This window comes from Pedobacter sp. Leaf194 (genome assembly GCF_001423945.1).
In the GTDB taxonomy this organism is placed as follows: Bacteria; Bacteroidota; Bacteroidia; order Sphingobacteriales; family Sphingobacteriaceae; genus Pedobacter.
The window spans coordinates 355,020-381,793 of the sequence record NZ_LMPU01000009.1; the positions used below are offsets into that span (position 1 = coordinate 355,020).

Annotated in this window: 25 protein-coding genes; 17 read left to right on the forward strand and 8 right to left on the reverse strand. The window is 38.8% G+C overall.

Annotated elements, in window-relative coordinates; genetic code table 11:
• Positions 1 to 371: 371 nt before the first annotated feature.
• Entirely contained in the window at positions 372 to 824 is a 453-nt protein-coding gene (locus ASG14_RS11790) for a lipocalin family protein (protein ID WP_056871266.1), read from the reverse strand.
• 276 nt (positions 825 to 1,100) lie between these two features.
• Here ASG14_RS11790 and mdh point away from each other — a divergent pair, with 276 nt between their 5' ends.
• From mdh to ASG14_RS11830, 8 genes are all read left to right on the forward strand, one after another.
• Entirely contained in the window at positions 1,101 to 2,039 is a 939-nt protein-coding gene (mdh, locus tag ASG14_RS11795; protein WP_056871267.1) for a malate dehydrogenase, read from the forward strand.
• Positions 2,040 to 2,465, forward strand: coding sequence for an aspartyl protease family protein (locus ASG14_RS11800; RefSeq protein WP_056871268.1), 426 nt, complete (start codon positions 2,040 to 2,042; stop codon positions 2,463 to 2,465).
• Between the two features lie 84 nt (positions 2,466 to 2,549).
• On the forward strand, positions 2,550 to 2,945 hold the full coding sequence (locus ASG14_RS11805; RefSeq protein ID WP_056871269.1) for a group III truncated hemoglobin: 396 nt from the start codon (positions 2,550 to 2,552) through the stop codon (positions 2,943 to 2,945).
• Between the two features lie 58 nt (positions 2,946 to 3,003).
• Entirely contained in the window at positions 3,004 to 3,543 is a 540-nt protein-coding gene (locus tag ASG14_RS11810) for an SRPBCC family protein (protein ID WP_056871270.1), read from the forward strand.
• A 151-nt stretch (positions 3,544 to 3,694) separates the two neighbouring features.
• On the forward strand, positions 3,695 to 4,372 hold the full coding sequence (locus tag ASG14_RS11815) for a response regulator transcription factor (protein WP_056871271.1): 678 nt from the start codon (positions 3,695 to 3,697) through the stop codon (positions 4,370 to 4,372).
• On the forward strand, positions 4,372 to 5,724 hold the full coding sequence (locus tag ASG14_RS11820) for a HAMP domain-containing sensor histidine kinase (protein ID WP_056871272.1): 1,353 nt from the start codon (positions 4,372 to 4,374) through the stop codon (positions 5,722 to 5,724). Before ASG14_RS11815 ends, ASG14_RS11820 begins: the two co-directional genes overlap by 1 nt.
• Positions 5,725 to 5,904: 180 nt before the next feature.
• A complete protein-coding gene (locus ASG14_RS11825) occupies positions 5,905 to 6,399 on the forward strand; it encodes a hypothetical protein (RefSeq protein ID WP_056871273.1) in 495 nt (164 codons plus the stop codon).
• 26 nt (positions 6,400 to 6,425) lie between these two features.
• Positions 6,426 to 7,352, forward strand: a complete 927-nt coding sequence (locus ASG14_RS11830) for a bestrophin family protein (RefSeq protein WP_056871274.1) — start codon at positions 6,426 to 6,428, stop codon at positions 7,350 to 7,352.
• Positions 7,353 to 7,673: 321 nt separating this feature from the next.
• Here the strand turns inward: ASG14_RS11830 and gyrB are convergent, their stop codons facing one another.
• Positions 7,674 to 9,632: a DNA topoisomerase (ATP-hydrolyzing) subunit B gene (gyrB, locus tag ASG14_RS11840; RefSeq protein ID WP_056871276.1), complete on the reverse strand. Its 1,959-nt coding sequence runs from the start codon at positions 9,630 to 9,632 to the stop codon at positions 7,674 to 7,676.
• 505 nt (positions 9,633 to 10,137) lie between these two features.
• Between gyrB and ASG14_RS11845 the strand changes: the two genes are divergently transcribed.
• The 3 genes from ASG14_RS11845 (at position 10,138) to ASG14_RS11855 (ending at position 12,092) form a co-directional block, all read left to right on the forward strand.
• Positions 10,138 to 10,734 carry an OmpH family outer membrane protein gene (locus tag ASG14_RS11845; protein ID WP_056871277.1) on the forward strand — a complete coding sequence of 199 codons (597 nt, stop codon included), beginning with the start codon at positions 10,138 to 10,140 and terminating at the stop codon, positions 10,732 to 10,734.
• A gap of 68 nt (positions 10,735 to 10,802) precedes the next feature.
• On the forward strand, positions 10,803 to 11,285 hold the full coding sequence (locus ASG14_RS11850) for a nucleoside deaminase (RefSeq protein WP_056871762.1): 483 nt from the start codon (positions 10,803 to 10,805) through the stop codon (positions 11,283 to 11,285).
• Positions 11,286 to 11,339: 54 nt separating this feature from the next.
• The gene (locus ASG14_RS11855) at positions 11,340 to 12,092 is read left to right on the forward strand and encodes an EcsC family protein (protein ID WP_056871278.1); all 753 of its coding nucleotides are present in this window, start codon (positions 11,340 to 11,342) and stop codon (positions 12,090 to 12,092) included.
• Position 12,093: 1 nt separating this feature from the next.
• On the opposite strand, the gene ASG14_RS11860 is transcribed toward ASG14_RS11855, so the two are convergent.
• Complete coding sequence (locus ASG14_RS11860) at positions 12,094 to 12,498, reverse strand: RNA-binding S4 domain-containing protein (protein ID WP_056871279.1); 405 nt, start codon at positions 12,496 to 12,498, stop codon at positions 12,094 to 12,096.
• 191 nt (positions 12,499 to 12,689) lie between these two features.
• Between ASG14_RS11860 and ASG14_RS11865 the strand changes: the two genes are divergently transcribed.
• Positions 12,690 to 13,508 (forward strand): 2,3,4,5-tetrahydropyridine-2,6-dicarboxylate N-succinyltransferase, encoded by an 819-nt coding sequence (locus ASG14_RS11865; protein ID WP_056871280.1) that lies wholly within the window; start codon positions 12,690 to 12,692, stop codon positions 13,506 to 13,508.
• A 77-nt stretch (positions 13,509 to 13,585) separates the two neighbouring features.
• Positions 13,586 to 14,701: a glycosyltransferase family 1 protein gene (locus tag ASG14_RS11870; RefSeq protein ID WP_056871281.1), complete on the forward strand. Its 1,116-nt coding sequence runs from the start codon at positions 13,586 to 13,588 to the stop codon at positions 14,699 to 14,701.
• 3 nt (positions 14,702 to 14,704) lie between these two features.
• Here the strand turns inward: ASG14_RS11870 and ASG14_RS11875 are convergent, their stop codons facing one another.
• On the reverse strand, positions 14,705 to 15,262 hold the full coding sequence (locus ASG14_RS11875) for a DUF4136 domain-containing protein (RefSeq protein WP_056871282.1): 558 nt from the start codon (positions 15,260 to 15,262) through the stop codon (positions 14,705 to 14,707).
• Positions 15,263 to 15,466: 204 nt separating this feature from the next.
• Between ASG14_RS11875 and ASG14_RS11880 the strand changes: the two genes are divergently transcribed.
• The 4 genes from ASG14_RS11880 to miaA all read left to right on the forward strand — a co-directional run bounded on the left by ASG14_RS11880 (position 15,467) and on the right by miaA (position 19,286).
• A complete protein-coding gene (locus ASG14_RS11880) occupies positions 15,467 to 16,033 on the forward strand; it encodes an L-threonylcarbamoyladenylate synthase (RefSeq protein WP_056871283.1) in 567 nt (188 codons plus the stop codon).
• Positions 16,034 to 16,137: 104 nt separating this feature from the next.
• Entirely contained in the window at positions 16,138 to 17,544 is a 1,407-nt protein-coding gene (locus tag ASG14_RS11885) for a CCA tRNA nucleotidyltransferase (RefSeq protein ID WP_056871284.1), read from the forward strand.
• Positions 17,545 to 17,643: 99 nt separating this feature from the next.
• Positions 17,644 to 18,294 carry a hypothetical protein gene (locus ASG14_RS11890; protein WP_056871285.1) on the forward strand — a complete coding sequence of 217 codons (651 nt, stop codon included), beginning with the start codon at positions 17,644 to 17,646 and terminating at the stop codon, positions 18,292 to 18,294.
• A gap of 71 nt (positions 18,295 to 18,365) precedes the next feature.
• Positions 18,366 to 19,286, forward strand: a complete 921-nt coding sequence (gene miaA, locus ASG14_RS11895) for a tRNA (adenosine(37)-N6)-dimethylallyltransferase MiaA (protein WP_056871286.1) — start codon at positions 18,366 to 18,368, stop codon at positions 19,284 to 19,286.
• A gap of 49 nt (positions 19,287 to 19,335) precedes the next feature.
• Here the strand turns inward: miaA and ASG14_RS11900 are convergent, their stop codons facing one another.
• The 4 genes from ASG14_RS11900 to rpoC form a co-directional block, all read right to left on the reverse strand.
• The gene (locus ASG14_RS11900) at positions 19,336 to 20,625 is read right to left on the reverse strand and encodes a hypothetical protein (protein ID WP_056871763.1); all 1,290 of its coding nucleotides are present in this window, start codon (positions 20,623 to 20,625) and stop codon (positions 19,336 to 19,338) included.
• A gap of 11 nt (positions 20,626 to 20,636) precedes the next feature.
• Positions 20,637 to 21,860: an OmpP1/FadL family transporter gene (locus ASG14_RS11905; protein ID WP_056871287.1), complete on the reverse strand. Its 1,224-nt coding sequence runs from the start codon at positions 21,858 to 21,860 to the stop codon at positions 20,637 to 20,639.
• Positions 21,861 to 21,937: 77 nt separating this feature from the next.
• Positions 21,938 to 22,249 carry a DUF3467 domain-containing protein gene (locus ASG14_RS11910; RefSeq protein WP_056871288.1) on the reverse strand — a complete coding sequence of 104 codons (312 nt, stop codon included), beginning with the start codon at positions 22,247 to 22,249 and terminating at the stop codon, positions 21,938 to 21,940.
• Between the two features lie 199 nt (positions 22,250 to 22,448).
• Positions 22,449 to 26,735, reverse strand: a complete 4,287-nt coding sequence (gene rpoC / locus ASG14_RS11915) for a DNA-directed RNA polymerase subunit beta' (protein ID WP_056871289.1) — start codon at positions 26,733 to 26,735, stop codon at positions 22,449 to 22,451.
• Positions 26,736 to 26,774: the final 39 nt, after the last annotated feature.

A 26,774-nucleotide genomic window follows, 5' to 3' on the forward strand; every position in this document is an offset into this window, starting at 1 on the left:
AATTAGACGGTTGATGTTGTCAGTATTTTATCAACAAAAATCCAGGATTTTGTGCTGGCTAAACGATGCTTTATAGTGTAATTTGTCATGCTCGTTTAAAAACCCGTAGACTGGAAGTCAGTAGAAAACACCGCCCTAACCACTTCTTACAATACTGACCGTAATGGCAACTAACATCAGCAAATTATACCTGATGTCCATCTATTCAAAGACGACAATTTAGATGATTTAATTTCAGACAAAAACATTCAGGAAGCCATAAAATTCTTCAACAATTAAATTATTGCCAAGTCATGTTGATTGTAATTTACAACCTCAATTACCTGTGCCGTAAACTTAAATTCAGACTGCAAAATCGAATTCTCAGCTACTTAAAAATGTTCCTGACTAACCAGCTCGCTCACATTATAACCCTTCTCACGGCATCTTTCTATAATATGAACCAATAAATCTGCCTCCATTTTCGGTTCTCGGGCCATAATAAAAAGATATTTCTCATCGGGATGACCGACAACAACATAACTATAATCTTCAGCCAATTCTATAATCCAGTATCCAATTTTAAACGGCCATAAAAACTGCGCTTTCATGTCGCCATCTGGCTTACCTTCGTCGAAAAATAATTTCGAGGTAATGGACTGCTCTTCCGGCTTTCCTTCTTTGTGATACGTAGTGTAAACATCAAAGTGATCACCCTCCTGCAAAGTATAAGTTTCTGTTGTTTGTCGCCAGTTCTTATCCATCAAAGTCGGAATTGAGTATAACGAATACCATTTTCCTTCAAAAGAACGGTAGTCTAAATTTGATAACGGTTTGTTTTCCATATTAATTTCTTTTAAATCAAACCAACAATGCCTTATAAGGTTTTACGACAGCCAATTCTATTCCTATTTGGCGTACAATAGCCCCATATTTTTATTGAGGTAAATTTTTGTCGATTGACGAATTATCCAGGCTTCAAAAATCAAATTTGGCTGGCAATTTGTTCCACAGTACGAACCCTTTCAAATACTTGATAAAGTTTTGAAAAGGATTTTTAAACCTTATATTTATTTATACCTTCGATTGGTAATTAACAGCAAACCATAAATTTAAAATATATGAAAGTAACGGTTGTAGGAGCAGGCGCTGTAGGCGCAACTTGTGCAGATAACATTGCACGCAAGGAACTAGCGAACGAGCTTGTATTATTAGACATTAAAGAAGGTTTTGCCGAAGGTAAAGCCATAGATATGATGCAAACTGCAACTCTTTTAGGATTTGATACCAAAATTACAGGCGTAACTAATGATTACAGCAAAACTGCCGGTTCTGATGTAGTCGTGATTACCTCGGGCTTGCCCCGTAAACCAGGGATGACCCGTGAAGAACTTATCGGCATAAATGCCGGCATTGTTAAAGGTGTTGCTGAAAATATACTTAAATATTCTCCTGAAACCATCATAATTGTAATAAGTAACCCGATGGACACTATGACCTATCTGGCGCTAAAATCTTTAGGATTACCTAAAAACCGAATTATTGGTATGGGTGGCACTTTGGATAGTTCGCGCTTCAAATTCTACCTTTCTCAGGCATTAAATTGCAACCCAGGCGATTTGCAAGGCTTTGTGATTGGCGGACATGGCGATACAACCATGATTCCATTAACCAGACTTGCTACTTACCAAAGTTTACCGGTAAGCAATTTACTAGATAAAGCTACGCTTGATAAAGTTGCAGCTGATACCATGGTGGGCGGTGCAACGTTAACCGGCCTAATCGGTACATCTGCCTGGTACGCCCCGGGGGCTGCCGGCGCTGCATTGGTTGAAGCCATTTTGCGTGATGAAAAGAAATTGTTTACTTGTTGCGTTTCTTTGGAAGGTGAATATGGCCAAAGCGATATCTGTTTAGGCGTACCGGTTATAATCGGAAGAAATGGCTGGGAGAAAATTATCGATTTTAAATTAACTGAGGATGAACAGGCGGCATTTAATAAAAGTGCCGATGCAGTTAGAAACATGAACAGCGTTTTATCAGACATGAAACTGGTTTAAATGAAGTCGATTTCCATTCCTTTAAAACTTATAAACTTACAAGACGACGGTTTCCACCTTTTGGTGGAAATTGTTGTTTTTAATGAAAAACATTTCGCCGTTTTAGATACCGGTGCATCACGAAGCGTTTTCGATAAAGGGCTTATTGAAAAACATCTTTCAGAAACGCTTCATGTTTCTGATGAGATAAATGCAGCAACGTTATTCACAACCACCACCACCATTCAGGCTACAATTCCGTCACTAAAAATTGGCTCCTTGAAGATAAAGGATTATGAAACCGTTGCCTTTGATTTACAATCGGTAAGTGAAACGTATCAACAATTTGGCCACCCGCCAATCGCAAGCATTATTGGCGGCGATATTTTGATTAAATACAAAGCGGTAATTAACTATGATAAACTAAGGCTGAAGCTAGTGAAATAGCATTCTGCCATGTATTTTCATTTTTTAAGTTTCTTTTTTGATGCAACTACCCGAAATTTAACCTCACAAAGAACCGGCTATTAGATGAAGAAAGACATACAGACACGCGAAGATTTAATTTTGTTGGTTGATACCTTCTACCAGAAAATACAGGAAAATAAAAGGATTGGTCCAATTTTTACCGACATCGCAAAAGTTGACTGGACTCACCACTTGCCTAAAATGTACGACTTTTGGGAAAGCGTACTGTTTGGCAACGCCACATACAAAGGCAACCCTATGCTAACACATTTCGAACTTCGTGATAAAGCGACGCTGAAAACTGACGAATTCGACATCTGGAAAAATATTTTCTTCGAAACCGTTGATGATTTATTTAAAGGAGACAACGCCGAAAGCATAAAGGAAAAGGCAAAGTCCATAGCCGATTTGATGAATTTTAAGTTAAACCCGCCTAAACCGAGAATAAATATTATTTAACATCAATTTTGATTTATAAGGTTTCTTTTTAAATTTAATTAACCAAACTAATCAAATTATGAAAGTATTAAAAGTTTTATTCGGAATTATTGTCGTCCTGGCTATAATTATTATCGTGGGCGGCTTATTCCTTCCGAAGACTTATTCGGTAAACAGAACTGTAGTTATCAATGCGCCAGACAGCGTCATCTACAAAAACGTAGCCGATTTTAAGGAATTCTACAAATGGAATCCCTGGGCAAAAATGGAACCGACAGCGAAAACAACATTCTCGGGAACACCTCAGCAGCCAGGCCATATCTACGAATGGAAAGGAAAAGAAATGGGCGCTGGCGAAATGAAAATTTTGAAGGTTGAACCCAATAAGCAGGTTGATATTGATTTATTTTTCAGGGAACCTTTTGAAAGTCATGCCGACACGAAATTTGATATTGCGCCAGATGGAAGTGGCAATAAGGTAACCTGGACTATGAGTGGCGACCAAAATTTAATAAGCAAATGGATGTGTGTTTTTATGGGTGGGATGGATAAAATGATAGGAAAAGACTTTGAAAGTGGCCTGGCAAGCCTTAAAGAAAAATCAGAAAAAGGCAATTAGTACCTTTTAAAAAAGCTCCTCAAAATTTGAGGAGCTTTTTTGCGTGCCGGGTCCAAAAACAATTATCCCGCTAATTACGTTAAACCAACACCCTATTTTAAATTAAAAAATTACATTTTGATTTTAACGTTTATTAGATATTTGCCACAAGATGAATTTATTACTGGTAGAAGATGAACCAAGTGTTGTTTCAGTGGTTTCGAGGGGCTTAACCGATGAAGGTTTTACAGTTAGTATTGCTCCAGATGGTTCCATTGGAAAGCAAATGGCATTAGAAAACCAATTTGATTTAATAATTCTGGACATTATGTTGCCGGGAATTAATGGCCTGGAACTCTGCAAAATCATAAAAGAACAAAAACCAACTACGCCCATTATAATGCTTACGGCGCTAGGCTCTACCGAAAATGTAGTTAATGGCCTAGATAATGGTGCCGATGATTACCTGATAAAGCCATTCAAATTTGCCGAACTTTTTGCCAGGATAAGAACGCTGCTGCGGAGATATAGCGGAACGGTATCGCTCGACCAGATAATTTCCATTGCAGATTTACAAATTAACCTGAGCGCCAAAACCGTGAAAAGAAACCAGGAAGATATTGTGCTTACTGCTACCGAGTACAGGCTGCTGGAGTATATGGCAAAAAACAAATCAAAAATATTGTCGCGTATTGATATTTTAGAAAGCGTGTGGGACATCGATTTCAACCTTGGCACCAACGTAGTTGATGTTTACGTGAATTATTTAAGAAAGAAAATTGATAAAAATTCAGATCAGAAACTCATTCATACAGCTGTTGGTTTAGGCTACGTTTTGAAGGAAAGATAATGGAGATAGCAAAAAAAATAACCCTATTGTTCGCAATTTTATCTGCTGTTATAATTTCATTGCTTAGTGGATTTGTCTGGTATTTTTCTAACGAATTTGCCTTCGAAGACTTTTACAAACGCCTGGAAGCAAGAGTTAACATTGCCGCTCAATTAAAACTCTACGAAGACGACAACAACAGTGTTTACGCGAAAATGCGTAATCAATATTTGGAGCGTTTACCTTCAGAAAGAGAATACATCATCGAAGCGGGCAAACCCGAAATAAAAGCCGATATCGTTTTACCGAAAAGTTTTTACAACCGGATTAATTCAGGCTTAATGGCCAGGTACCGCGTCGACAATCATTTCTACGCCGGTAAATTTTTCAAAAATAAAAAAAGTGGCTACATCGTGGTGGTCTCCGCTAACGACCCATTTGGGTTCCGCGAACTGAAAGATTTACAGAAAATTCTGATAATCGGCTTCTTCCTTTCTGTAATTTTATCATTTGTGGTTGGCTGGAAATTTTCCAACTACATGTTGATGCCTCTTAGAAATATAATAAAAAGTGTTAAGCGGATTAAAGCAGAAAACCTACATTTAAGGCTGGATGTTAAAAAAGGCAGTGATGAAATGTCTCAACTGGCAGAAACGTTTAACAACATGCTTAACCGGCTTGAAACTGCTTTCGAAACACAAAATAATTTCATCAGCAATGCTTCTCATGAGCTAAGAACGCCACTTACAATTATAAGCGGCGAGGTAGAACTGGCAATGAAAGCTAAAGATGACTCGGAAAAACAGCACAAAGCTTTATCAAAAATTCAGGACGAAGCAGAAAGACTAGAACATATTTTAACAAGTCTTTTAGGTTTGGCACAATCCGGCTTCAACGGAAAAAATCAACCCCGAGAAAAAGTTAGGATGGATGAACTGCTTTGGGAAATTAAAGATTCTGTAAATCAGGTTCACCCTAACAGCAGGATAGAAATCAACTTCCTTAACTTGCCGGAAGATGAAGAACAGTTAACCCTGCAAGTAAATAAAAACTTAATTAAGCTCGCAATTACCAACATTGTAAGCAATGCCTGCAAATATTCAAACTATAAGCCGGTAAATATTATTTTGGAAAGCAAATCGAATATACTTTCTATCGCCGTTGTCGATCAGGGTATTGGTATTCCGGAATCAGACGTGCAACACATTTTTGAGCCTTTCTACCGTGCATCAAACACCAATCAATTTAAAGGTTATGGTGTTGGCTTACCCCTATCTTTGAACATCATCCGCTTGCATCGCGGCAGTATTGCCATCAAATCTCAGGAAGGAATTGGTACGGAAATTAAGGTTATTTTACCAATTATGGGTTAAATGCGTATTGGTTCGGTCGTTATTGGAACTCCTTTTTTATCGCTCATCAACTTAAAAGCTCAATCACAACCAAAATATTTGAAATTCTAATCTCGTTTTAATCTCATTCTTATTTCGCTGTAATAACACCGGCTTAAACTTGTATAAATAATTAATCGATTCATTTAAACAACATGTGCCATGAGAACAGTATTAATTCCAACCGACTTTAATTTGAATAGCCTAGCCATACTCGAAGCATTGGTAAAGCAAAAGGCAGAAAAGATGAACATAATTTTTGTACATGCCTTCAAGTTATCCGATTCTATTACAGATATGCTCATGCTTAGCCGCCGCAGCCGTGATTACGAAAATGTAAGCGACGATTTTTACAATACCATCAATCAGTTTAAAAGTAAATACCCGGCACAAATAAATTGCATCGGTATCGAATACTTTTATGGAAGTACAGTTGCTGCATTCAAAAATTTTCTCGAAGCTTTTGATGTTGATTACATCGCATACCTCAAAAATTACAATTTCAAACCAATTAACAAATACAGCATCGACCCGAAATTTTTAACAGAACGCTCTGGCTGCGAGGTGCTTTATTTAAATGCTTTAACTGTTCATAATTCTGAAAACTTAATCGAAACCAAGATTCAGGAAGTTCAGTTACAAGAGTCGAATGCCTAATTTTTCAAACTAAAAAAATTTATATCATGCTGTTACGAAATAATATTCCGCTCACCTATATATTTGGGAAAATAAAGAAAGAACTGCTTTTTGTTATCGCCTATTCGGTGGGCATTGTAGTGCTTTATCAAAATTTTCATGTTACCCGTATTTCCATTCCGGTAGCAGTACCGGCATTATTGGGCACAATAATTTCTCTTCTGTTAGCATTTCGTTCTAACCAGGCGTACGATAGATGGTGGGAAGCAAGAACACTGTGGGGCGCAATTGTTAACGACTCCAGATCTATTGCCCGCCAGATATTGTCGTTCGTCGAAAACCCTTACGGTCAGGAAGAAATCGAAACTTTTAAGGAACGTTTCATTAAACGCCAAATTGCATGGTGTTATGCCTTAAGCCAGTCTCTGAGGGGCTTTAACCCAAGAAAAGGCCTGGAAGAATATTTAACGCAGGAGGAATTTGCGTTTATCAAAAAACGTAAAAATGTTACTGCCAGCTTGCTCGAGTTGCATGGAATGGATTTAAAAAGAGCCTTACAGGAAGGTTGGATAAACAAATATCAGCAGATAGAAATCGACCGGATTATTTGCGGGTTATGTAACCACATGGGCGGGTCTGAACGAATCAAAAACACCGTTTTTCCGGTTACGTATAGCAAATACATCAGCATGTCTATTCATTTATTCATCGTTTTGTTGCCTTTTGGCTTAATAGAATACTTTGGCTACATGGAAATTCCTTTGGTTGTTGCAATTGCTGCTTTCTTCTTATTGGTCGAAAAAATGGCCGTTCACCTTCAGGATCCTTTTGAAAATAAGCCAACGGATACGCCGACAACTACAATTTGCAGAACAATTGAAAGAGATTTATGCCAGATGTTGGATGATAACAAAATTTACGAGGACAAACCTCAAACCGAATTAGCGCCTGTGGGCTCTTATTACATTCTATAGTTTCTATAGATTTTTAGTTGTAGTCCTTCTTTGGACTGGTTAGTTAATGTATCGGGGCGCATGCTGGATGGGATGTGCGTTGATGGCAAATTTGATGATTGACTTACAATTATCGATTTCAAATAAACCTCTGCAAGTTTTACTTGACAGAGGTTTTTTCTTAAGGCACCGTTGTAATGTGTTTTAGAATCGGTAACCAAGTTCAATCTTAGATTTTGATTGCAAACTACTTTAAACAAAAAAACCTCTGCGAGTTTATAACTCTACAGAGGTTTCTATTTTTAATTTGCTTTTCGCTTGGTCTTTAAGCTTTAGGCTTAATTAAGCATCAATTTTCGCATACTTGGCATTACGCTCAATAAACTCTCTACGAGGAGCAACTTCATCGCCCATTAACATAGAAAAAGTATGGTCGCACTCTGCTGCGCTTTCAATTGTAGCTTGCAATAACGTACGCGTAGCAGGATTTAATGTTGTATCCCAAAGTTGCTCAGCATTCATTTCACCTAAACCTTTATAACGTTGAATGTGTACGCTATCTTCTTTACCCGCACCTTTTAAACGCTGTACCGCAGCATCGCGTTGTACATCATTCCAGCAATATTCAAACTCTTTACCCTTTTTTACCTGATAAAGTGGTGGCGATGCGATATAAACATAACCAGCTTCGATTAGAGCACGCATGTAACGGTAAAAGAAAGTTAAAATTAATGTCGTAATGTGAGACCCATCGATATCCGCATCCGTCATGATTACGATTTTGTGGTAACGAAGTTTTGTCAAGTTTAACGCTTTATCATCTTCCGGTGTACCAATGCTTACGCCAATCGCGGTAAACATATTCTTTATCTCATCGTTCTCGTAAATTTTGTGCTCCATCGCTTTCTCCACATTCAAAATTTTACCTTTTAAAGGTAAAATAGCCTGAATATTTCTATCGCGACCTTGTTTGGCAGTTCCACCTGCCGAGTCACCCTCTACCAGATAAATTTCGCATTTTTCAGGATCACTGTCAGAGCAATCGGCAAGTTTACCTGGCAAACCAGAACCACCCATCACACTTTTACGCTGAACCATTTCACGAGCCTTACGTGCTGCGGCACGTGCCGTAGCCGCTAAAATAACTTTGTTAATAATCAGCTTGGCTTCCTTCGGATTTTCTTCCAAATAAGCACCTAAAGCTTCGCCAACAGCCACATCAACCGCACCCATTACCTCACTGTTACCCAATTTGGTTTTAGTTTGCCCTTCAAATTGTGGCTCCTGCACTTTAACTGATACAACTGCTGTTAAACCTTCTCTAAAGTCATCACCGGTAATTTCCATTTTCAGGTTTTTCAACAAACCAGATTTATCTGCGTAGCTTTTTAAAGTACGCGTTAAACCCCTGCGGAAACCTGCGATATGCGTACCACCCTCGTGTGTGTTAATGTTGTTTACGTAAGAGTGCACATTTTCCGAGTAGCTGTCATTGTACTGGAAAGCCAATTCAACCGGGATACCGTTTTTAATACCTTCAATATAAACAGGCTCTGGTAAAAATGATGCTCTGGTTCCGTCCAAGAATTTAACAAACTCTCTTAAACCACCTTCCGAACGGAAAACTTCCGATAAAAACGAACCGTCTTCCAACACTTCGCGTTCATCAGTTAAGGTTAACGTAATTCCTTTATTTAAAAATGCCAGTTCGCGTAAACGGCCGGCTAAAGTATCGTATTTATATTCAGTAGTTTGGGTAAATATTGTAGCATCCGGACTAAAAGTTACAATCGTACCACGTTTATCGGTAACGCCCGTTTCCTTCACATCATACAGTGGCTTACCAATATTGTACTCCTGCATCCAGATTTTACCTTCGCGGTGTACCTCGGCTGTTAAATGTGTAGATAATGCGTTAACGCAACTTACCCCAACACCGTGCAAACCACCAGAAACCTTGTAGGTATCTTTATCAAATTTACCACCCGCGTGTAAAACCGTCATTACGATTTCGAGCGCCGATTTATTTTCTTTTGTGTTAATACCGGTTGGAATACCACGGCCGTTATCTTCTACCCTGATGGAGTTACCTTCTAAAATCCTAACATCGATTGTATCTGCATGACCGGCCAAAGCCTCATCAATTGAGTTATCTACAACCTCGTAAACCAAATGGTGTAAACCTTTTACACCGGTATCACCTATATACATCGAAGGGCGCTTACGCACCGCTTCCAAACCTTCTAAAACCTGTATATTATCTGCCGAATAATTTGACTTTAAATCTTGTTCTTCGCTCATATTTTAATTAAAAACTATAAGTATCAAAAATACGGAAATTTTGGCACATACGCTAATATGTGGATAAGTTTTGACCTGTTAATAGATTGGGAAATAGATGCCTTTCAAGCCATTTCAATAAGGTTTTGAAAAGCAAATTCAGCCTTTCAATCTCCGTCAGCCCCGCTTTCCATTACAAGGCCCGAAGAAGAATCGGGCGCTTTTCATTTCAATCGGGTTTAATTAGCCAGGTTTATCGGTTTGGGTCGGTTCTGCGCCATGCAACCGTGAAAGTCTAAGCTAAAATGTGCCACCTAAACCCGATTAAAGCGAACACGAAGTAAAGCGGCAAGCGGGACTAACCTTAACCTGAAACAGCGGATTTGCTTTCCACGTGATAATATTAAGTTGCAGAAACCCGTTAAACGAAAAGATAAGCATTTATTATAGAAAACCTTAAGCCTATAAAGTATTTATTGCATACTTAATTATCATTTTTATCTTTGCTAAAATTTATTAAACAATAATGGAAAGAAGAACCTTTAAAACCTTTGGTTTATTTGCAACGGCTGCATTAATTACAGCTTTTTCTGCATGCCAAAACAAAGAAACTAAAACAACTGAAGCTAAAAAAACAGATAGTACTGCGGCTGTTTCCGCAGATGAGAAAATTGTATTTGTAAATTCAGATTCGTTATTAACCAAATACGATTATTACAAAGACCTAAAAGTTAAATTTGAAGGTAAATCGAAAAGTGCGCAGGCAGATATGCAGGCAAAAACACAGGCTTTTCAAAGAGAAGTTGCCCAATACCAACAAACTGCAGGCTCTTTAGCTGCTGATGTTCGTAAATCTACTGAAGAGCGTTTAGGCCGCAAGCAGCAAGAATTGCAAACCTACCAACAAAATGCTGGTGGCGCTTTACAAAACGAGCAGGCTGTAGAAAATGAAAAATTATACGATAAAGTTGCTGCTTACTTAAAAGGTTATGCTAAAGGTAAAGGCTATAAAATGGTGTTGACCTACTCAAAAGGCAACAGCGCAATTTTATTTGCTGATGAAAGTTTAGATGTAACTTCTGAAGTGATTAAAGGCTTAAATGCTGATTACGCTAAAAAATAGTTTTAAACTAAAAACTTCAAGGAATGCCCCGAACAATCGGGGCATTTTTTTTGTCTGAACATTTAGATATGGAAAATAAAGAACAACACGAAGCATTTATGCGGATGGCCGTCGAGCTATCGGTAAAAAATGTTAGCGAATGCGTGGGCGGCCCCTTTGGAGCAGTAATTGTTAAAGATGGTAAGCTTGTGGCAAAATCGGCGAATCAGGTAACCACCACTAACGACCCTACTGCACATGCCGAAGTTTCGGCAATCAGGCTGGCCTGCACGGCATTAAACACCTTTGATTTGAGCGGTTGTGTTATTTACACAAGTTGCGAGCCTTGCCCTATGTGCCTTGGCGCCATTTACTGGTCGCGTATTGAAACTATTTATTATGCCAACACAAAGGCAGATGCGGCAGATATAGGCTTTGATGATAAATTTATTTACGAGGAACTGGACAAACCTATGGAACACCGAACATTACCAGTGGTACAAATGTTAAGAGATGAAGCGATGGAAGCGTTCAGACTATGGGAAACCTCTCCTTTAAGAATAGATTATTAAAGGCAAGTTTGAAACAATTGCTTTATTAAATACGTCTAACTCGAAATAATCAGCATGACTTACGAGCAAAAAATAAAAAGTGAACTGGAATTTTGGAAGTTTAAAACTTTACAAAAACCATCGCTTTTGAGTAAGGTGACCGATAACGTTCAGCGAAAAATTAATAGCTATATTCCTGATAAGGTTCACAATGCCATAACAACCGCCATTAAGCAGATGGTTAAGGCTGTGCTTTTTGGTTCTACATTTACAACATCAAAGCCGGTTACCGATTTTACCTTAATGCACCGTGAAGCACTGATTAAGCAGAAAATCGAAAATTACAAGAAAACAGGTGCAGCCGAAGGTGGTGTAACCGGCGCCGGCGGCTTTCTTATGAGCCTTGCCGATTTCCCTTTGTTGCTCGGAATAAAGATGAAAATGCTTTTCGATATTGCTGCAGTTTACGGTTATGATGTTAAAGATTACCGGGAACGCCTCTTTATCCTACACATTTTTCAACTTGCGTTTTCGAGTAAGGAGGAAAGCAAAAATATTTTTTTAAAGATGGAAGACTGGGATAGCAAAGCGCATAAATTGCCAACAAATATTGATGAGTTTGATTGGTCAACTTTTCAACAGCAATACAGAGATTATATCGATTTAGCGAAGCTTGCCCAAATGCTGCCTTTTGTGGGTGCGGCTGTTGGCGCCATTGCAAATTATAAATTGATAGATAGATTAGGTAAAACAGCAATGATGAGCTACAGAATGCGGTATTTCAACATCCAGTTAATCGAAAATTCTGAAGACTTACAGCTTCGTTAACTTACTCATCATCCTCCTGAAATAAGCCGCCTATCAGATCATCCGTTTCTCTCCTGTCTTTTTTCGTCGGCCGGCCTGTTCCCCTATCTCTTTTTAAATTAGGAGAATGGAACATAGATTTAAAAGCATGTGTTTCTTCAACAGGTGTTAAATCTTTGTATTTAGTTAAGGCCGTTGGCGAATCTGTTCTGTTATAAGAGAAGTCTACAACCTCAATAATTTTCTTTTCAATACCTTTTGATACCTGGTAAACATCACCAATTTTTACAATCGCTGATGGCTTCACATTTTGTCCTTTAAACTTTACCCTTCCTGCTTTGCATGCCTCGGTTGCCAAACTCCGGGTTTTAAACAGCCTGATTGCCCACAAATATTTATCAATTCTCAGTTTTTCTACCTCTGCCATAACGTTTCAAAAATAAGTTAAATTGATGAAATGTTAAATTCTTAGCGGTTTAATTGTCCAAATATTGACATTAACAGGTCGTAGTAACTTTTACAGGCAATTGAGCAATGCACCAAATCAACAATATTTATAAACTGAAATCCCGAGTTATAGATAAATTTCTTTTATTTTGCGTAAAATTTAAAAACATCATGTATTCAGATTTAAAGAAATTAATTGAAGCCGCTTGGGAAGACAGAACCCTTTTAAAATACAGCAACTATTGCGAAGCTATTGAAACCGTTATCCAGGGATTGGATAAAGGCGAAATTCGGGTTGCTGAACCAGTTTTAAATTCCTGGGGCATTAATGAATGGGTAAAGAAAGCTGTTATTTTGTATTTCCCGATTCGTGAGATGAAAGAAATTAAGAGCGGTCCTTTTGTTTACCATGACAAGATGGAGTTAAAAACCGACTATAAAGCAACTGGCGTACGTGTTGTACCAATGGCAAGTGCCCGTTACGGTGCATATTTGGCTAAAGGCGTAATCATGATGCCATCGTATGTAAACATTGGCGCCTATGTAGATGAAGGTACAATGGTAGATACCTGGGCTACAGTTGGTTCTTGCGCACAAATCGGAAAACGTGTTCATTTAAGTGGCGGCGTTGGTATTGGTGGCGTTTTAGAACCTGTTCAGGCAGCTCCTGTAATTATCGAAGATGATGCGTTTTTAGGTTCCAGAGCAATTGTTGTTGAGGGTGTGAAGGTAGAAAGAGAAGCCGTTCTGGGTGCAAATGTTGTTTTAACGGCATCGACCAAAATTATTGATGTTACCGGCCCAACGCCTGTAGAGTATAAAGGAATTGTGCCGGCCCGCTCGGTGGTAATTCCGGGTAGTTACACCAAAAAGTTCCCTGCCGGAGAATACCAGGTTCCATGTGCTTTAATTATTGGCAAACGTAAAGAAAGTACAGATAAGAAAACTTCACTTAACGATGCGTTGAGAGAAAACAATGTAGCCGTATAAAATGGATTGAGGTGTAAGGTTTAGGGTGTAAGGCATCATCCAAAGCCTTAAACCCTCTGCCTTACACCTTTCAATTTATGAAAATTGGTTTCGATGGAAAACGTGCTGCAAATAACCTGACAGGTTTAGGTAATTACAGCCGATCGTTAATTGAGGCACTCGCCAGGCAATTTCCGCAAAACGAATATTTCGTTTATACACCTAAAGTAAAAACAGGGCAACAGATTGATGGCTTCCTCGCAGACGAAAACATCAAACTGAAACTGCCAAAAAATGGTACTTTCCTTTGGAGAAGCCTAAACATTTTAAAAGACCTGGTAAATGATGAAATTCAAATTTACCATGGCTTAAGCCACGAAATTCCTTTTGCAATTGAACACACCAGGATTAAATCGGTTGTTACCATGCACGACCTGATTTTTCTGCGCTTTCCAAAATACTATAAACTTATCGACAGAAAATTATACGAATGGAAAAGTAAATCTGCGTGTAAGCGAGCCGATAAGATAATCGCCATCAGTGAAAAAACAAAAGCAGATATCATCGAGTTTTATGGAATTAATCCTGATAAGATTGAGGTTATCTATCAAAGCTGCGATGATATTTTTAAGAAGCCTTACGATGAATCAACGCTAAAACGGGTCAGTTTAAAAAATAAGCTCCCGGAGAAATTTATACTCAGTGTTGGAACGATTGAAGAGCGCAAAAATCTTTTGCTGACCATTCAGGCCTTGAATAATGTTAGCGAAGACTATAAACTGGTTGTTATTGGCAAAAAGACGGCTTATTTCCAGACGATTGAAAGGGAAATTAAAAAACTTGGTTTAACTAGCAGAGTCATTTTTCTTCAAAATATTCCGTTTACTGATTTACCCGGTATTTATCAGTTGGCTACATTATTTGTTTATCCTTCATTTTACGAGGGCTTCGGCATTCCAATAATCGAGGCACTCTATTCGGGTCTGCCTACAATTGCGGCAACGGGTTCGTGCCTTGAAGAAGCAGGTGGGCCAAAAAGTATTTACGTACCGCCTACCGATGTAAACGCCTTATCGGCGGCCATTAATCAGGTAATCGAATCGTCGTCTCAGCAACAGCTGATGAAAAGAAAAGGGCTGGAATTTGTTCAAAAATTCAACAGCCCTTTAGTAACGGAGCAACTAATAAATTGCTACAAAAGTGTTTTAACCTAAATGTTATTTGGCAGCAATCGCGTTTGGCGGATATTGCGCTAAAATTTCTTTCACGCCGGTGTACAAACGCTGTTCTCTTTTGCTAAAGTTATCGAGGTTAAAGCCAGCACCCTGACCATGCCAGAACAATATCTTTTTAGCAGGGTCTAAGAAATCAATGATAATTGTGCCTTCAATGTATTGGTTTACATAGTTAGAGCCCCATCCGCCCCAACCACCACGCCAGCCCCAGCCGCCGCCCCAACCCCAGCCGCCGTAGTACGCCGGACCATAAAAGTCGGTTTTTTCTCTGGCTACAACAACAAGATTAACCAACAAATCTGGCCGGCTAGATTTTGTGAAACCTTTAGCATTCATTTCAGCTTCAACAGCAGCCATTAATCTTCTTTTATCAAGATTGTTTAGCTTAACTCTGGCAATGCCTTTATCGTAAAAATTGTAAGTTTTGTAAGCGTTCAAATTGACGTTCTTGTCATAATCTGAAGCGGTCCGAAGCGAAGAGCACCCGGCTAATGTGATTACAACGGCAATCAGCATTAATAATTTTTGGAAAATTTTCATTTGTTAATTTGTGTTTATATTTTTTTAAAATAACCTGTACTAAAAATACCTAAATCCTGAGGCAAAAACAAAAACAACATATTATTTTTACATTAGAGTTGTTTATTGTAAAACGCTGATTAAAAGCCATTGTTTTAGCCTAAATGTTAAATATTATCGCATTTTGAACATTTAACATATTGCATAAAAAATTACCTTTGCAGCATGCTTAAAGAAGAAATAAATAAGGCTTTAGAAATTTTAAAATCGGGCGGTGTTATACTTTACCCCACAGATACAATTTGGGGTTTGGGCTGTGATGCTAGCAACCCGGAAGCGGTTGATAAAATTCTGAAAATTAAAAATCGACCGGCCGAAAAAAGTTTGATAGTTCTTCTTGATGTTGACAGCAAAATACAAAGTTACGTTACTGAAGTGCCGGAGATAGCCTACGATTTAATCGAATATGCCGAGAACCCGCTTACCATTATTTTTTCTGGCGCAAAAAATTTAGCTCAAAATGTAATTAATGAAGATGGAAGTGTGGGGATAAGAATTGTAAAACACGATTTTTGCACACCTTTAATACAACGCTTCCGCAAGCCAATAGTTTCTACATCAGCGAATTTAAGCGGTGAGCCATCACCAAAAAACTTCGATGATATTAGCGCCGAAATCATTGATGGCGTTGATTACGTAGTGGATTTTGAACAGGAAAGCAGAACTTCAAAAAAGCCATCCACAATTATGAAACTTTCTCCAGGAGGCCAGTTTGAGTTTATTCGTAAGTAATTTTATTACTTTTGTAAAAATTAAATAGCCGGCAACCTGATGTCTATTCAGGTTCTTTATAAAAAAGTTTCTGAACTAACATTCAGCATGGCGGCTCCAGACTTATGCAACAACATTTACAAAATCCAATTTTTAGAACACTATCGGAAATTGCCGATAAAAACCAAATCCAGGCATATGTTATTGGAGGTTTCGTTCGCGATTTGTTTTTGAACCGACCATCTAAAGATATAGATGTTGTGGTAGTTGGCAGCGGGATAGCATATGCAGAGAGCGTGGGCAGCAAGTTGAATACTAAAGTTGCCATTTTTAAAAACTTTGGGACGGCCAACATCAAAGTAAATGATTTGGAAATAGAATTCGTTGGCGCAAGAAAAGAGTCCTATCGCTCCGATTCAAGAAAACCAATCGTAGAAGATGGCACACTTGAAGATGACCAGCTTCGCCGCGATTTTACAATAAATGCACTGGCGATAAACCTAAATGCAGAACATTTTGGCGAACTTTTAGATCCGTTTGAAGGACTGCGTGACTTAGAAAATAGACTCATTCGTACACCATTAGATCCGGAAATTACCTTTTCAGATGATCCCCTACGGATGATGAGGGCCATAAGATTTGCATCGCAGTTAAATTTCGTAATTGATGAAGCTGGAATTAATGCCATAAAAACGCAAAAGGACCGCATTAACATCGTTTCGAAAGAACGTATAACAGACGAACTTAATAAAATCATTTTATCCCCTAAGCCGTCTGTAGGATTTAAGTTATTGTTCGATACTGGATTACTACATATTATTTTCCCGCAGATGGCGCAGCTTTTCGGCGTGGACATAATTAAAGGAAAAGGGCATAAAGACAATTTTTACCACACCCTGGAGGTTTTGGATAACATTTGTGCCGATACTGAAGACTTATGGCTGAGGTGGGCAGCAATACTCCATGACATTGCCAAACCGGCGACAAAACGTTTTGAGGAAGGCCACGGCTGGACTTTCCACGGCCATGAAGATAAAGGCGCCAGAATGGTCCCGAAAATTTTTAACCAGTTAAAATTGCCGCTGAATGAAAAAATGAAATTCGTTCAAAAGCTGGTGCAACTTCACCTAAGGCCAATCGTTTTAGCCCAGGATACAGTTACAGATTCTGCTGTTCGGCGATTACTTTTTGATGCAGGTGAAGAAATTGAAAGTTTGATGCTGCTTTGCAATGCAGATGTTACAACAAAAAATGAATACAAAAAAACCAAGTACAGGAATAATTTTGAACTGGTTAAACAAAAGCTAAAAGACGTAGAAGAACGCGACAAATTACGAAACTGGCAGCCTCCAATTACCGGCAACGATATTATGGAAACCTTCGCCCTTGATGCCGGTAAAGAAGTTGGAATAATCAAAAGCGCAATTCGCGAAGCCATTTTGGAAGGTGAGATAACAAACGACTACAACGAAGCGTTTAATTTTATGCTCAACCTGGCGAAACAAATGGGATTAAATCCTGTTAATAGATAATTTAATTGCCAAAAACAATCAACCAAACAACTTTTTGTCGTAAATGTTGTTTTGTGATAAAACAAATTAACTTTAATTTTACAGCTCCAAATAACAATAATGGCTATTTATAAATTTAAAATTACTTTTGAAGATTTTGATGATGTTGTGCGAGAGATCGACATTAAATCTAACCAGACATTTGAAGATTTGCACAAGGCAATTCACAAATCGACGGGATATAACGCCGAAAAATCTTCATCATTTTATGTAAGTACCGATAATTGGTTGAAAGGTGATGAAATTGCATATTTACCAAATGAACGTAAAAAAGATAGAGTTGTGCTAATGGAAAACTCGAAACTCAGCGGCTTTATCGAAGACCCTCATCAAAAATTTTATTATACCTACAATTTCGACCGCCCTTACGATTTCCATGTAGAACTCGTTAAAATCATTTTAGAAGCCGACCCACATATTGAATATCCGTTTTTAGCAAAAAGCGCCGGCGAAGCGCCGAAAATTATGGAACAAAACGGGCCGCAATCTGTCGACCCACGTGGGGCCGCAGCATCTGCCAGCGAATTTGATTTCCTTAATGAAATGAATTTTGTTCCTGAAGATACTGATGAACTTGAAGCAATGGGTGAAATGGGTATCAATGCAGAGGAAAGCGATGAAGAAGAGGATTCGGAAGAGAATGATGAGTTTGGCGATGAGTTTTCGGACAGCGAAAGCTACGAAGATGATACGCACAAAGATGATTATTAATTAGTTATACAAGTTTTTAAATATCAAACTGTCGGACAAACCATCCGGCAGTTTTTTTATACCTTAACCTTATGTTAAAAAGCAATATCAAAACCTTAATCGTTATCGTTGGCCCAACAGCCATCGGCAAAACGGCTTTGGCCATTGATATCGCAAAACATTATAAAACCGAAATCGTATCTGCAGATTCGAGGCAGTTTTTTAAGGAAATGGAAATTGGCACAGCTAAGCCAAATGCTGTTGAACTCGCCGCTGCTAAACATCATTTTATTAACTCCCATTCCGTTACACAACTTTTTAGCACAGGAGATTTCGAAGTAGAAGCTTTGAAGGTTATCGAAAACATTTTCGAAAAGCATGATCAGGCGGTGATGGTTGGTGGAAGCGGTTTGTACGTTAATGCTGTAGTTAATGGCCTAGATGAAATGCCTGAAATTGATCTTAAAATTAGAGCAGCATTAAATAAACAGTTTGACGATGAAGGCTTGGAAATAATCCAAAATCAGCTTAAACAGCATGACCCGGAGTATTACGAAAAAGTTGATCAAAATAATCCGCAAAGAATGATTAGAGGACTTGAAGTTTTTCTCTCAACGCGGAAAAAGCTGTCCTCAATGTTGTCTTCAACGAAAAAACAAAGACCATTTAACATCATAAAAATTGGCTTAAATACCGACCGGGCCAAACTTTATCAAAGCATTAACCTTCGGGTAGATAAAATGATGGAAAATGGCTTGCTTGAAGAAGTGAAATCATTAATTAATTATCGAAGAGATAATGCTTTAAATACGGTTGGTTATAGCGAACTATTCGATTATCTGGATGAGCAAGTTCCGCTAGATGTTGCGGTTGCTTCCATTAAACAGAACACCCGGCGTTTTGCCAAAAGGCAGTTAACCTGGTTTAGAAGAGATGAGGATATCAAGTGGTTTGAGCCGGGTAAACCCGAATCGGTAATTAACATGATAGACCAAGAACTCAAAAAGCCATAAAAAAAGGCTCCGGATAAAATCCGGAGCCTTTTTGTTTTTCTGAACTATCTTATTTATCTGGAAACTTAACACCTCTATACTGTGTAATGTCGACAGTAGGAATATTAGAGCCATATTTGCCGTTAATTGCATCAATAAATACATTTGCAATTACAGCATTTCCACGTGGCGTTAGGTGAACACCATCCAAAGAAAAAGCACCACCGGTTATAAAGCCGGAATTAATTCCAACACCTTGCAAAACAATGCCTGTTTTCACCTGATTTAGATAAGTATAGGTGTCTGCTATGGCAAGGCCTTTGCTATCCGCAAGCGATTTGATGGTACTGTTATAGCTAAGTACATAATCTTTCACTTTAACGATTTCGTCTTTATCTAAAACCCAGTTGTTGGCAATCGGATTTAAAGGATGTAAGCCGTAAGGAAGGCCCGAAGCATTTGGAACACCAAATAAACCAGAAGATTGGAAAGGTAAACGAATCAAATCATCAGCAGTTGCAGCCCTTACCGCACCGGTTCCGGTTTGAATATAAATTGCTGCCGCCGCAGGGTTAATTGCTTTGGCTGCATTAAGCAAGGCTGCAATGGTTACGGTATTAAAATATGGAATTGCGGTAACGTCAGGAATGGTAGCAACTACGCCTTTTTGTCCGCCAGCTGTTAATGAATTTACTAAGTTCGAATATAAAAGTGCGAAGGTCGATTTATCAGTCAACACGTTTGTCGCATCGGTAGTTACTCCACCATTTGTTGCGTAACCTAAAGCGTCATTATTACCTAGCCACAAAGAAAAGAAAGTATGATTTCTTCCCTGAATAAACTGGAAATAACTCACCGTTCCAACTTGTGCATCAGTTAGCAAGCGCTCAAGATAAGGATTTGCAGCACCAAAAGGAGCAGCAAAAGCTAAATCAACACGCATACCAGGGATACCAAGATTTTGTACCTCGCCGGTGTATTTTGCCAAATGCCCGGCCGCATCACGGTAAGCGAGGTTACTCGTTACGTTTGTTAAAGTTGGCGTTCCATTTACAAGTGCTGATAAGTTTAAATAGCCTGAACCATTTGCCTGCGCATCGGTAAAAAATGGAGAAGTAAAGCTACCACCTCCAACAGTGGCCATTTGAGCAGCCACAAGATTAGGGTAAGCAACTTTTTGGCCTTCAAGGTAAAGCCCGCCATCGGCAAAGCCAGATGTTAGAGAATTACCCACGGCAATGTATTTGCTAAAATTTGCCTGACCTGCAGATGTCCCAACAGCGGTATCTATATCGGGTTTACAAGCCGCTGCAAAAAGAATTACGGCCGCAAAAAAACTATTGTATATATATTTCTTCATTTGAAATTCTCCTACCATTTATAAGTTAATGAAATACCCGGCGCATAAACCAAAGTCTTAAATGTACCATCTAATCCAGTTTCAATATTGCGTTGTTTACGCGATTTAACATCTTCAAAAAAGAATGATGCATTAACTTCAAATTTAGAAGTGAAAGCGTAACCTGCACCGGCACTTAAAATATAACGGTCAGCATCTGGTGCTTCCGGAGTTACATAACCATCCTGAACCGGACTAAAAGCATAACCAACACCGGCCCGTAGGGCAAGTTTATCAGATGCCTGGTGGTTTATACCCAGTTTAAATGAAGAACCATCACGATAGTTTCTGGCCGATTTTGTATCTGCAAGTGCTGAAGTATTGGTTGCATAATCGAAAGATAAATCCTGGTAGATGTGCCACTGCACCCAACTTGCATCGAATGCGAGCAACGTGCTTTTCGATAATGGAATTCCAATACCTAAACTAGTTGTAGCGGGTAAAGGCAGTTCTGCATTAAATGTATTTCCTGCCGGGAAAGAAGTTCTCAAAGATTCAGGCACATCAAATTGCGCAGAACCTCCATCTAACTTCGTTACCACTTTCGATTTATGTACAATTGCAAAAGTAACATTACTTAAAGTTTTGATATATATACCCGCATTCCAGCCATAACCTTTACCTGTACCGTCAAGCGTTACCTTGCCCGAGCGGCCATCAGGATAATTTACCGGAAGTGCCCGCTGAAGGTTTACGTCGCCATGGTTATAAACAAAACCGGCACCGATACCAATCTGATCAGTAATTTTTACACTCAAAGTAGGTTGAACATAAATTGCTTTCAGGTTTAAAGAAGTTAGGGCGTATTTACCAGACCAGTTATCACCCCAATCTACCAAACCCCCAAATGGCGTGTAAACCCCTAAACCAAGTTTCCAACGGTTTGATTTCGGACCCCAAACTGCGTAGAATTCGAAAGGTGGCGCTATTTTATTCTTTACATCTTCGGTAACGTTTGAGCCCGTTCGCTGAAAAGCCGACTTAAACAAAAGTGGATTCACGCCCGCAGAAATGGAATTTTTCTCCAGGAAACTAACTGCACCTGGGTTGTAAAATACGGAAGCTTCATCTAAAGCAAGTGCAGAACCCGCACCAGCCATGCCAATTTGTTTCTGGCCTTGTAAATTAACCTGGAAACCCTGCCCCAAAACCCACAGCGGGGCAGAAAGTAATACGCTCAATAAAATTTTTCTCATTTATATATGGTTATATGACAAATATATATTATGCTAACATAGCAATCAAGTATTTGTTTATTTTGTTTTAAAGAAATTTATGCCTGGGCTGTAGGGCCTCCAAAACCCATCGTAAAAGGCGGTTCTTCCTGCGTTTTGATGCGGCCGTTAACGTGTTCGAATTTTTGGATATTATCTTCCAGTGCGGTTAGCAAACGTTTTGCATGTTCAGGCGTAAGGATAATTCTCGACTTTACCTTCGCTTTTGGCAAGCCCGGCATCACCCTGATAAAATCGAGCACAAACTCCGTATTAGAATGGGTAATTATTGCCAGGTTCGAAAAAATACCTTCAGCAATCTCTTCAGATAGCTCTATGTTCAACTGGTTTTCGTTTTGTTGTTCTTCCATAAGTCAAAAATAAAAAAATCCGCTGCTAAACGGCGGATTTAAAGAAAAGATTAAATAAAATAAGGAGATTTATTGAATCGAGTATTCATAGTATTAACGACAAAATTTGTAATTGCCGGAAATATTGAACGCTAGAAATCCAATTTAAACAAAAAAGTCCTCCATTTTAGTGGAGGACTTTTCTTAAAATATTGAAATATTATGCTTCTACTTCTTCTTGTTTCGAAGCTAATAATTTGTCGTACTCTTCCTGAGAACCAACGATGATTCTTTCGTAACCACGTACACCAGTTCCTGAAGGAATTAAGTGACCTACAATTACGTTTTCTTTCAAGCCCAACATATTATCGCGTTTACCTGCAATTGCTGCCTCATTTAATACTTTCGTAGTTTCCTGGAATGAAGCCGCAGAAATGAACGATTTAGTACCTAATGATGCACGTGTAATACCCTGAAGGATAGAACTCGCAGTTGCTGGTCTCGCATCTCTAACCTGGATTTGTTTCAAATCTTTACGTTTCAGCTGAGAATTTTCATCTCTTAATCTACGTAATGAAACAATTTGGCCTGGTTTAAGATCTGTCGAATCGCCTGCATCTTCAACAACTTTCTTGTCGTACATTGCATCGTTTTCTTCAGCAAAATCCCAACGGTCAACAGCGTTATTTTCTAAGAAAATAGTATCGCCTGGATCCTCGATGTGAACTTTCTGCATCATTTGGTGAACAATTACCTCAAAGTGCTTATCGTTAATTTTCACACCTTGCAAACGGTATACCTCTTGAATACCATTAACGAGATATTCCTGAACTGCTGCAGGGCCTTTAATTGATAAGATATCTGCAGGAGAAATCGAACCATCTGATAATGGCATACCAGCTTTCACAAAATCATTATCCTGAACAAGGATGTGTTTAGACAATGGAACAAGGTACTTTTTAACTTCACCATCTTTAGATTCAATTGTAATCTCACGGTTACCACGTTTAACGCCACCCAAAGTTACAACACCATCAATTTCGGTTACTACAGCCGGGTTAGATGGGTTACGAGCTTCGAATAATTCCGTTACACGAGGCAAACCACCGGTAATATCACGGGTTTTACCAGTTGCACGAGGAATTTTAGCGATAATCTGACCAGTTTGGATAGCTTCGCCTTCATCAACAGAAACGTGAGCACCTACCGGGATGTTATAACCTTTAATGAATTCGCCTTTTTTATCAACGATTTGAACCGAAGGGTTTTTTGTTTTATCACGTGTATCGATAATAACCTTTTCACGGTGACCAGTTTGCTCATCTGACTCTTCACGGAAGGTAACACCTTCAATAATTGCATCAAATTGTGCTTTACCGGCAAATTCTGAAAGAATAACCGCGTTATATGGATCCCACGAACAAATTTTATCTCCTTTTGATAATTTATCGCCTTCTTTAACAAATAAGAATGCACCGTAAGGAATGTTGTTGGTTACAATAATACGACCCGTTCCTGGCTCAACAATTTTGAATTCACCTGAACGACCTAATACAACCTGAACTGTTCCATCTTCTGTTTGTGTATCAACAGTACGGATGTTTTCAAATTCGATAACACCATCAAATTTAGCTACGATGTTTGATTCTGCAGCGATGTTTGATGCAGTACCACCCACGTGGAAAGTACGAAGTGTTAACTGTGTACCCGGCTCACCGATTGATTGTGCTGCAATTACACCAACTGCCTCACCTCTCTGAACACGTTTGCCTGATGCTAAGTTACGTCCGTAACATAGTGCACAAACACCACGTTTGGCTTCGCAGGTTAATACCGAACGAATTTCGATACCTTCTAAAGGAGATTCTTCAATCGCTTTAGCTACATCTTCGTTAATATCTTCGCCCGCACCTATCAATAACGTGTTATCCAATGGATTGTACACATCATGTAACGAGGTACGACCTAAAATCCTGTCGTATAATGGCTCAACAATATCTTCCTGATCTTTCAATGCTGTTGTGTACATACCCCTTAAGGTACCACAATCGTTATCATTTACAATCATATCCTGTGCAACATCATGTAAACGACGAGTTAAGTAACCCGCATCCGCCGTTTTCAAAGCCGTATCTGCCAAACCTTTACGAGCACCGTGAGTAGAGATAAAGTACTCTAATACGGATAAGCCTTCTTTAAAGTTTGATAAAATAGGGTTTTCGATAATATCACCACCTGAACCTGATTTTTGAGGTTTTGCCATCAAACCACGCATTCCGCAAAGCTGACGAATCTGCTCTTTTGAACCACGTGCACCTGAATCAAGCATCATGTAAACTGAGTTAAAACCTTGGTTATCTGAAGATAACTGAGTCATAACGAAAGTAGTTAACCTGTTGTTGATACGGGTCCAGATATCGATAATTTGGTTGTAACGCTCGTTGTTGGTAATGAAACCCATGTTATAGTTGTTTCTCACCTCTTCAACCTCAGCAGCTGCTTGCTCAAGCAATGTATGTTTCTCTACAGGAATATTTACATCTTGTAAGTTGAACGATAAACCGCCCTGGAAAGCCATACGGAAACCTAATTCTTTGATATCATCTAAGAATTGAGAAGCACGGGCCATACCAGTCATTTTAACTACCTCACCGATAATATCTCTTAACGATTTTTTAGTTAACAACTCATTGATGTAACCAACTTCTTCCGGTACCATCTGGTTGAATAAAACTCTACCAACAGTTGTTTCTGTCAACTTATTAACGATAGAACCATCAGATTGCTTAACATTTACCCTTACTTTGATAAAAGCATGCAAGTCTAATTCTTTCTCATTATAAGCAATGATAACTTCTTCAGGAGAATAAAAATTCGAATCCTGTCCTTTTACAACTCTGGTTTCATCAGTTCTACGGCCTTTAGTAATGTAGTAAAGACCCAAAACCATATCCTGAGATGGTACTGTAATTGGTGTACCATTTGCAGGGTTCAAGATGTTGTGTGCTGCCAACATTAATACCTGGGCTTCCAAAATTGCCGCATTACCTAGTGGTAAATGCACAGCCATCTGGTCACCATCAAAATCGGCGTTAAATGCAGTACAAACTAAAGGGTGTAACTGGATAGCTTTTCCTTCGATTAGTTTTGGCTGGAAAGCCTGAATACCAAGTCTGTGTAACGTAGGTGCACGGTTTAATAAAACCGGGTGTCCTTTTAGTACATTTTCCAGGATATCCCAAACTAAAGGATCTTTTCTATCTACAATTTTCTTTGCAGATTTAACTGTTTTTACAACACCACGTTCAATCATCTTGCGGATAATGAATGGTTTGTAAAGCTCAGCAGCCATATCTTTAGGAATACCGCACTCGTGTAATTTAAGGCTCGGGCCTACAACAATTACCGAACGTGCTGAGTAATCCACACGTTTACCTAATAAGTTTTGACGGAAACGACCTTGTTTACCTTTCAGAATATCTGAAAGTGATTTCAAAGCACGGTTACCTTCAGTTTTAACCGCGTTAACTTTACGTGAATTATCAAATAACGAGTCTACAGCTTCCTGAAGCATACGTTTCTCGTTACGTAAAATTACCTCTGGTGCTTTAATCTCGATCAAACGTTTTAAACGGTTGTTACGGATAATTACACGACGGTATAAATCATTTAAATCGGAAGTTGCGAAACGACCACCTTCTAATGGAACTAAAGGACGTAATTCTGGTGGAATAACCGGAACAATTTTAACAATCATCCACTCAGGACGATTCTCAATACGTGTATTAGCGCCGCGGAAAGCTTCAACAACCTGAAGACGTTTTAACGCCTCATTTTTACGCTGCTGAGATGTTTCGTTAGCTGCCTGGTGACGTAAGTCGTAAGATAAAGTATCTAAGTCAATACGTTTTAACAAATCTTCTAACGCTTCAGCACCCATTTTGGCGATGAATTTATTAGGATCTTTATCGTCTAAGTATTGATTTTCTTTAGGTAATTTATCCAAGATATCTAAATATTCTTCTTCGGTTAGGAAGTCCATATAATTGATACCTTCTTCGGCCATTAAGCCTGATTGGATAACTACGTAACGCTCGTAATAAATGATTAAATCTAATTTCTTAGTAGGTAAACCTAATAAATAACCGATTTTGTTTGGTAATGAACGGAAATACCAGATGTGCGCAACAGGAACCACCAAAGCAATGTGTCCCATACGCTCACGACGTACTTTCTTTTCTGTTACTTCAACACCACAACGATCACAAACAATACCTTTATAACGGATACGTTTGTATTTACCGCAATGACATTCGTAGTCTTTTACCGGACCAAAAATACGCTCGCAAAACAAACCATCACGTTCAGGTTTGTAAGTACGGTAGTTAATAGTTTCCGGTTTCAACACCTCACCGCTCGAACGTTCCAAAATAATTTCCGGAGACGATAAGCTAATCGTGATTGATGTGAAATTGCTTTTTAATTTATTATCCTTTTTGTAAGACATACTCTTTTTATAAGGTTAAAGGCGGAGGGCGGAAAGGTA

What these genes read in the sequence shown, in the direction of transcription:
- mdh (WP_056871267.1), top strand. Translation starts at nt 1,101, where the DNA reads ATGAAAGTAACGGTTGTAGGAGCAGGCGCTGTAGGCGCAACTTGTGCA.
- ASG14_RS11825 (WP_056871273.1), top strand. Translation starts at nt 5,905, where the DNA reads ATGAGAACAGTATTAATTCCAACCGACTTTAATTTGAATAGCCTAGCC.
- ASG14_RS11790 (WP_056871266.1), bottom strand. Translation starts at nt 824, where the DNA reads ATGGAAAACAAACCGTTATCAAATTTAGACTACCGTTCTTTTGAAGGA.
- ASG14_RS11885 (WP_056871284.1), top strand. Translation starts at nt 16,138, where the DNA reads ATGCAACAACATTTACAAAATCCAATTTTTAGAACACTATCGGAAATT.
- rpoC (WP_056871289.1), bottom strand. Translation starts at nt 26,735, where the DNA reads ATGTCTTACAAAAAGGATAATAAATTAAAAAGCAATTTCACATCAATC.
- ASG14_RS11845 (WP_056871277.1), top strand. Translation starts at nt 10,138, where the DNA reads ATGGAAAGAAGAACCTTTAAAACCTTTGGTTTATTTGCAACGGCTGCA.
- ASG14_RS11865 (WP_056871280.1), top strand. Translation starts at nt 12,690, where the DNA reads ATGTATTCAGATTTAAAGAAATTAATTGAAGCCGCTTGGGAAGACAGA.
- miaA (WP_056871286.1), top strand. Translation starts at nt 18,366, where the DNA reads ATGTTAAAAAGCAATATCAAAACCTTAATCGTTATCGTTGGCCCAACA.
- ASG14_RS11810 (WP_056871270.1), top strand. Translation starts at nt 3,004, where the DNA reads ATGAAAGTATTAAAAGTTTTATTCGGAATTATTGTCGTCCTGGCTATA.
- ASG14_RS11870 (WP_056871281.1), top strand. Translation starts at nt 13,586, where the DNA reads ATGAAAATTGGTTTCGATGGAAAACGTGCTGCAAATAACCTGACAGGT.
- ASG14_RS11850 (WP_056871762.1), top strand. Translation starts at nt 10,803, where the DNA reads ATGGAAAATAAAGAACAACACGAAGCATTTATGCGGATGGCCGTCGAG.
- ASG14_RS11900 (WP_056871763.1), bottom strand. Translation starts at nt 20,625, where the DNA reads ATGAAGAAATATATATACAATAGTTTTTTTGCGGCCGTAATTCTTTTT.
- ASG14_RS11820 (WP_056871272.1), top strand. Translation starts at nt 4,372, where the DNA reads ATGGAGATAGCAAAAAAAATAACCCTATTGTTCGCAATTTTATCTGCT.
- ASG14_RS11800 (WP_056871268.1), top strand. Translation starts at nt 2,040, where the DNA reads ATGAAGTCGATTTCCATTCCTTTAAAACTTATAAACTTACAAGACGAC.
- ASG14_RS11875 (WP_056871282.1), bottom strand. Translation starts at nt 15,262, where the DNA reads ATGAAAATTTTCCAAAAATTATTAATGCTGATTGCCGTTGTAATCACA.
- ASG14_RS11905 (WP_056871287.1), bottom strand. Translation starts at nt 21,860, where the DNA reads ATGAGAAAAATTTTATTGAGCGTATTACTTTCTGCCCCGCTGTGGGTT.
- ASG14_RS11830 (WP_056871274.1), top strand. Translation starts at nt 6,426, where the DNA reads ATGCTGTTACGAAATAATATTCCGCTCACCTATATATTTGGGAAAATA.
- ASG14_RS11910 (WP_056871288.1), bottom strand. Translation starts at nt 22,249, where the DNA reads ATGGAAGAACAACAAAACGAAAACCAGTTGAACATAGAGCTATCTGAA.
- ASG14_RS11880 (WP_056871283.1), top strand. Translation starts at nt 15,467, where the DNA reads ATGCTTAAAGAAGAAATAAATAAGGCTTTAGAAATTTTAAAATCGGGC.
- ASG14_RS11805 (WP_056871269.1), top strand. Translation starts at nt 2,550, where the DNA reads ATGAAGAAAGACATACAGACACGCGAAGATTTAATTTTGTTGGTTGAT.
- ASG14_RS11855 (WP_056871278.1), top strand. Translation starts at nt 11,340, where the DNA reads ATGACTTACGAGCAAAAAATAAAAAGTGAACTGGAATTTTGGAAGTTT.
- ASG14_RS11860 (WP_056871279.1), bottom strand. Translation starts at nt 12,498, where the DNA reads ATGGCAGAGGTAGAAAAACTGAGAATTGATAAATATTTGTGGGCAATC.
- ASG14_RS11815 (WP_056871271.1), top strand. Translation starts at nt 3,695, where the DNA reads ATGAATTTATTACTGGTAGAAGATGAACCAAGTGTTGTTTCAGTGGTT.
- ASG14_RS11890 (WP_056871285.1), top strand. Translation starts at nt 17,644, where the DNA reads ATGGCTATTTATAAATTTAAAATTACTTTTGAAGATTTTGATGATGTT.
- gyrB (WP_056871276.1), bottom strand. Translation starts at nt 9,632, where the DNA reads ATGAGCGAAGAACAAGATTTAAAGTCAAATTATTCGGCAGATAATATA.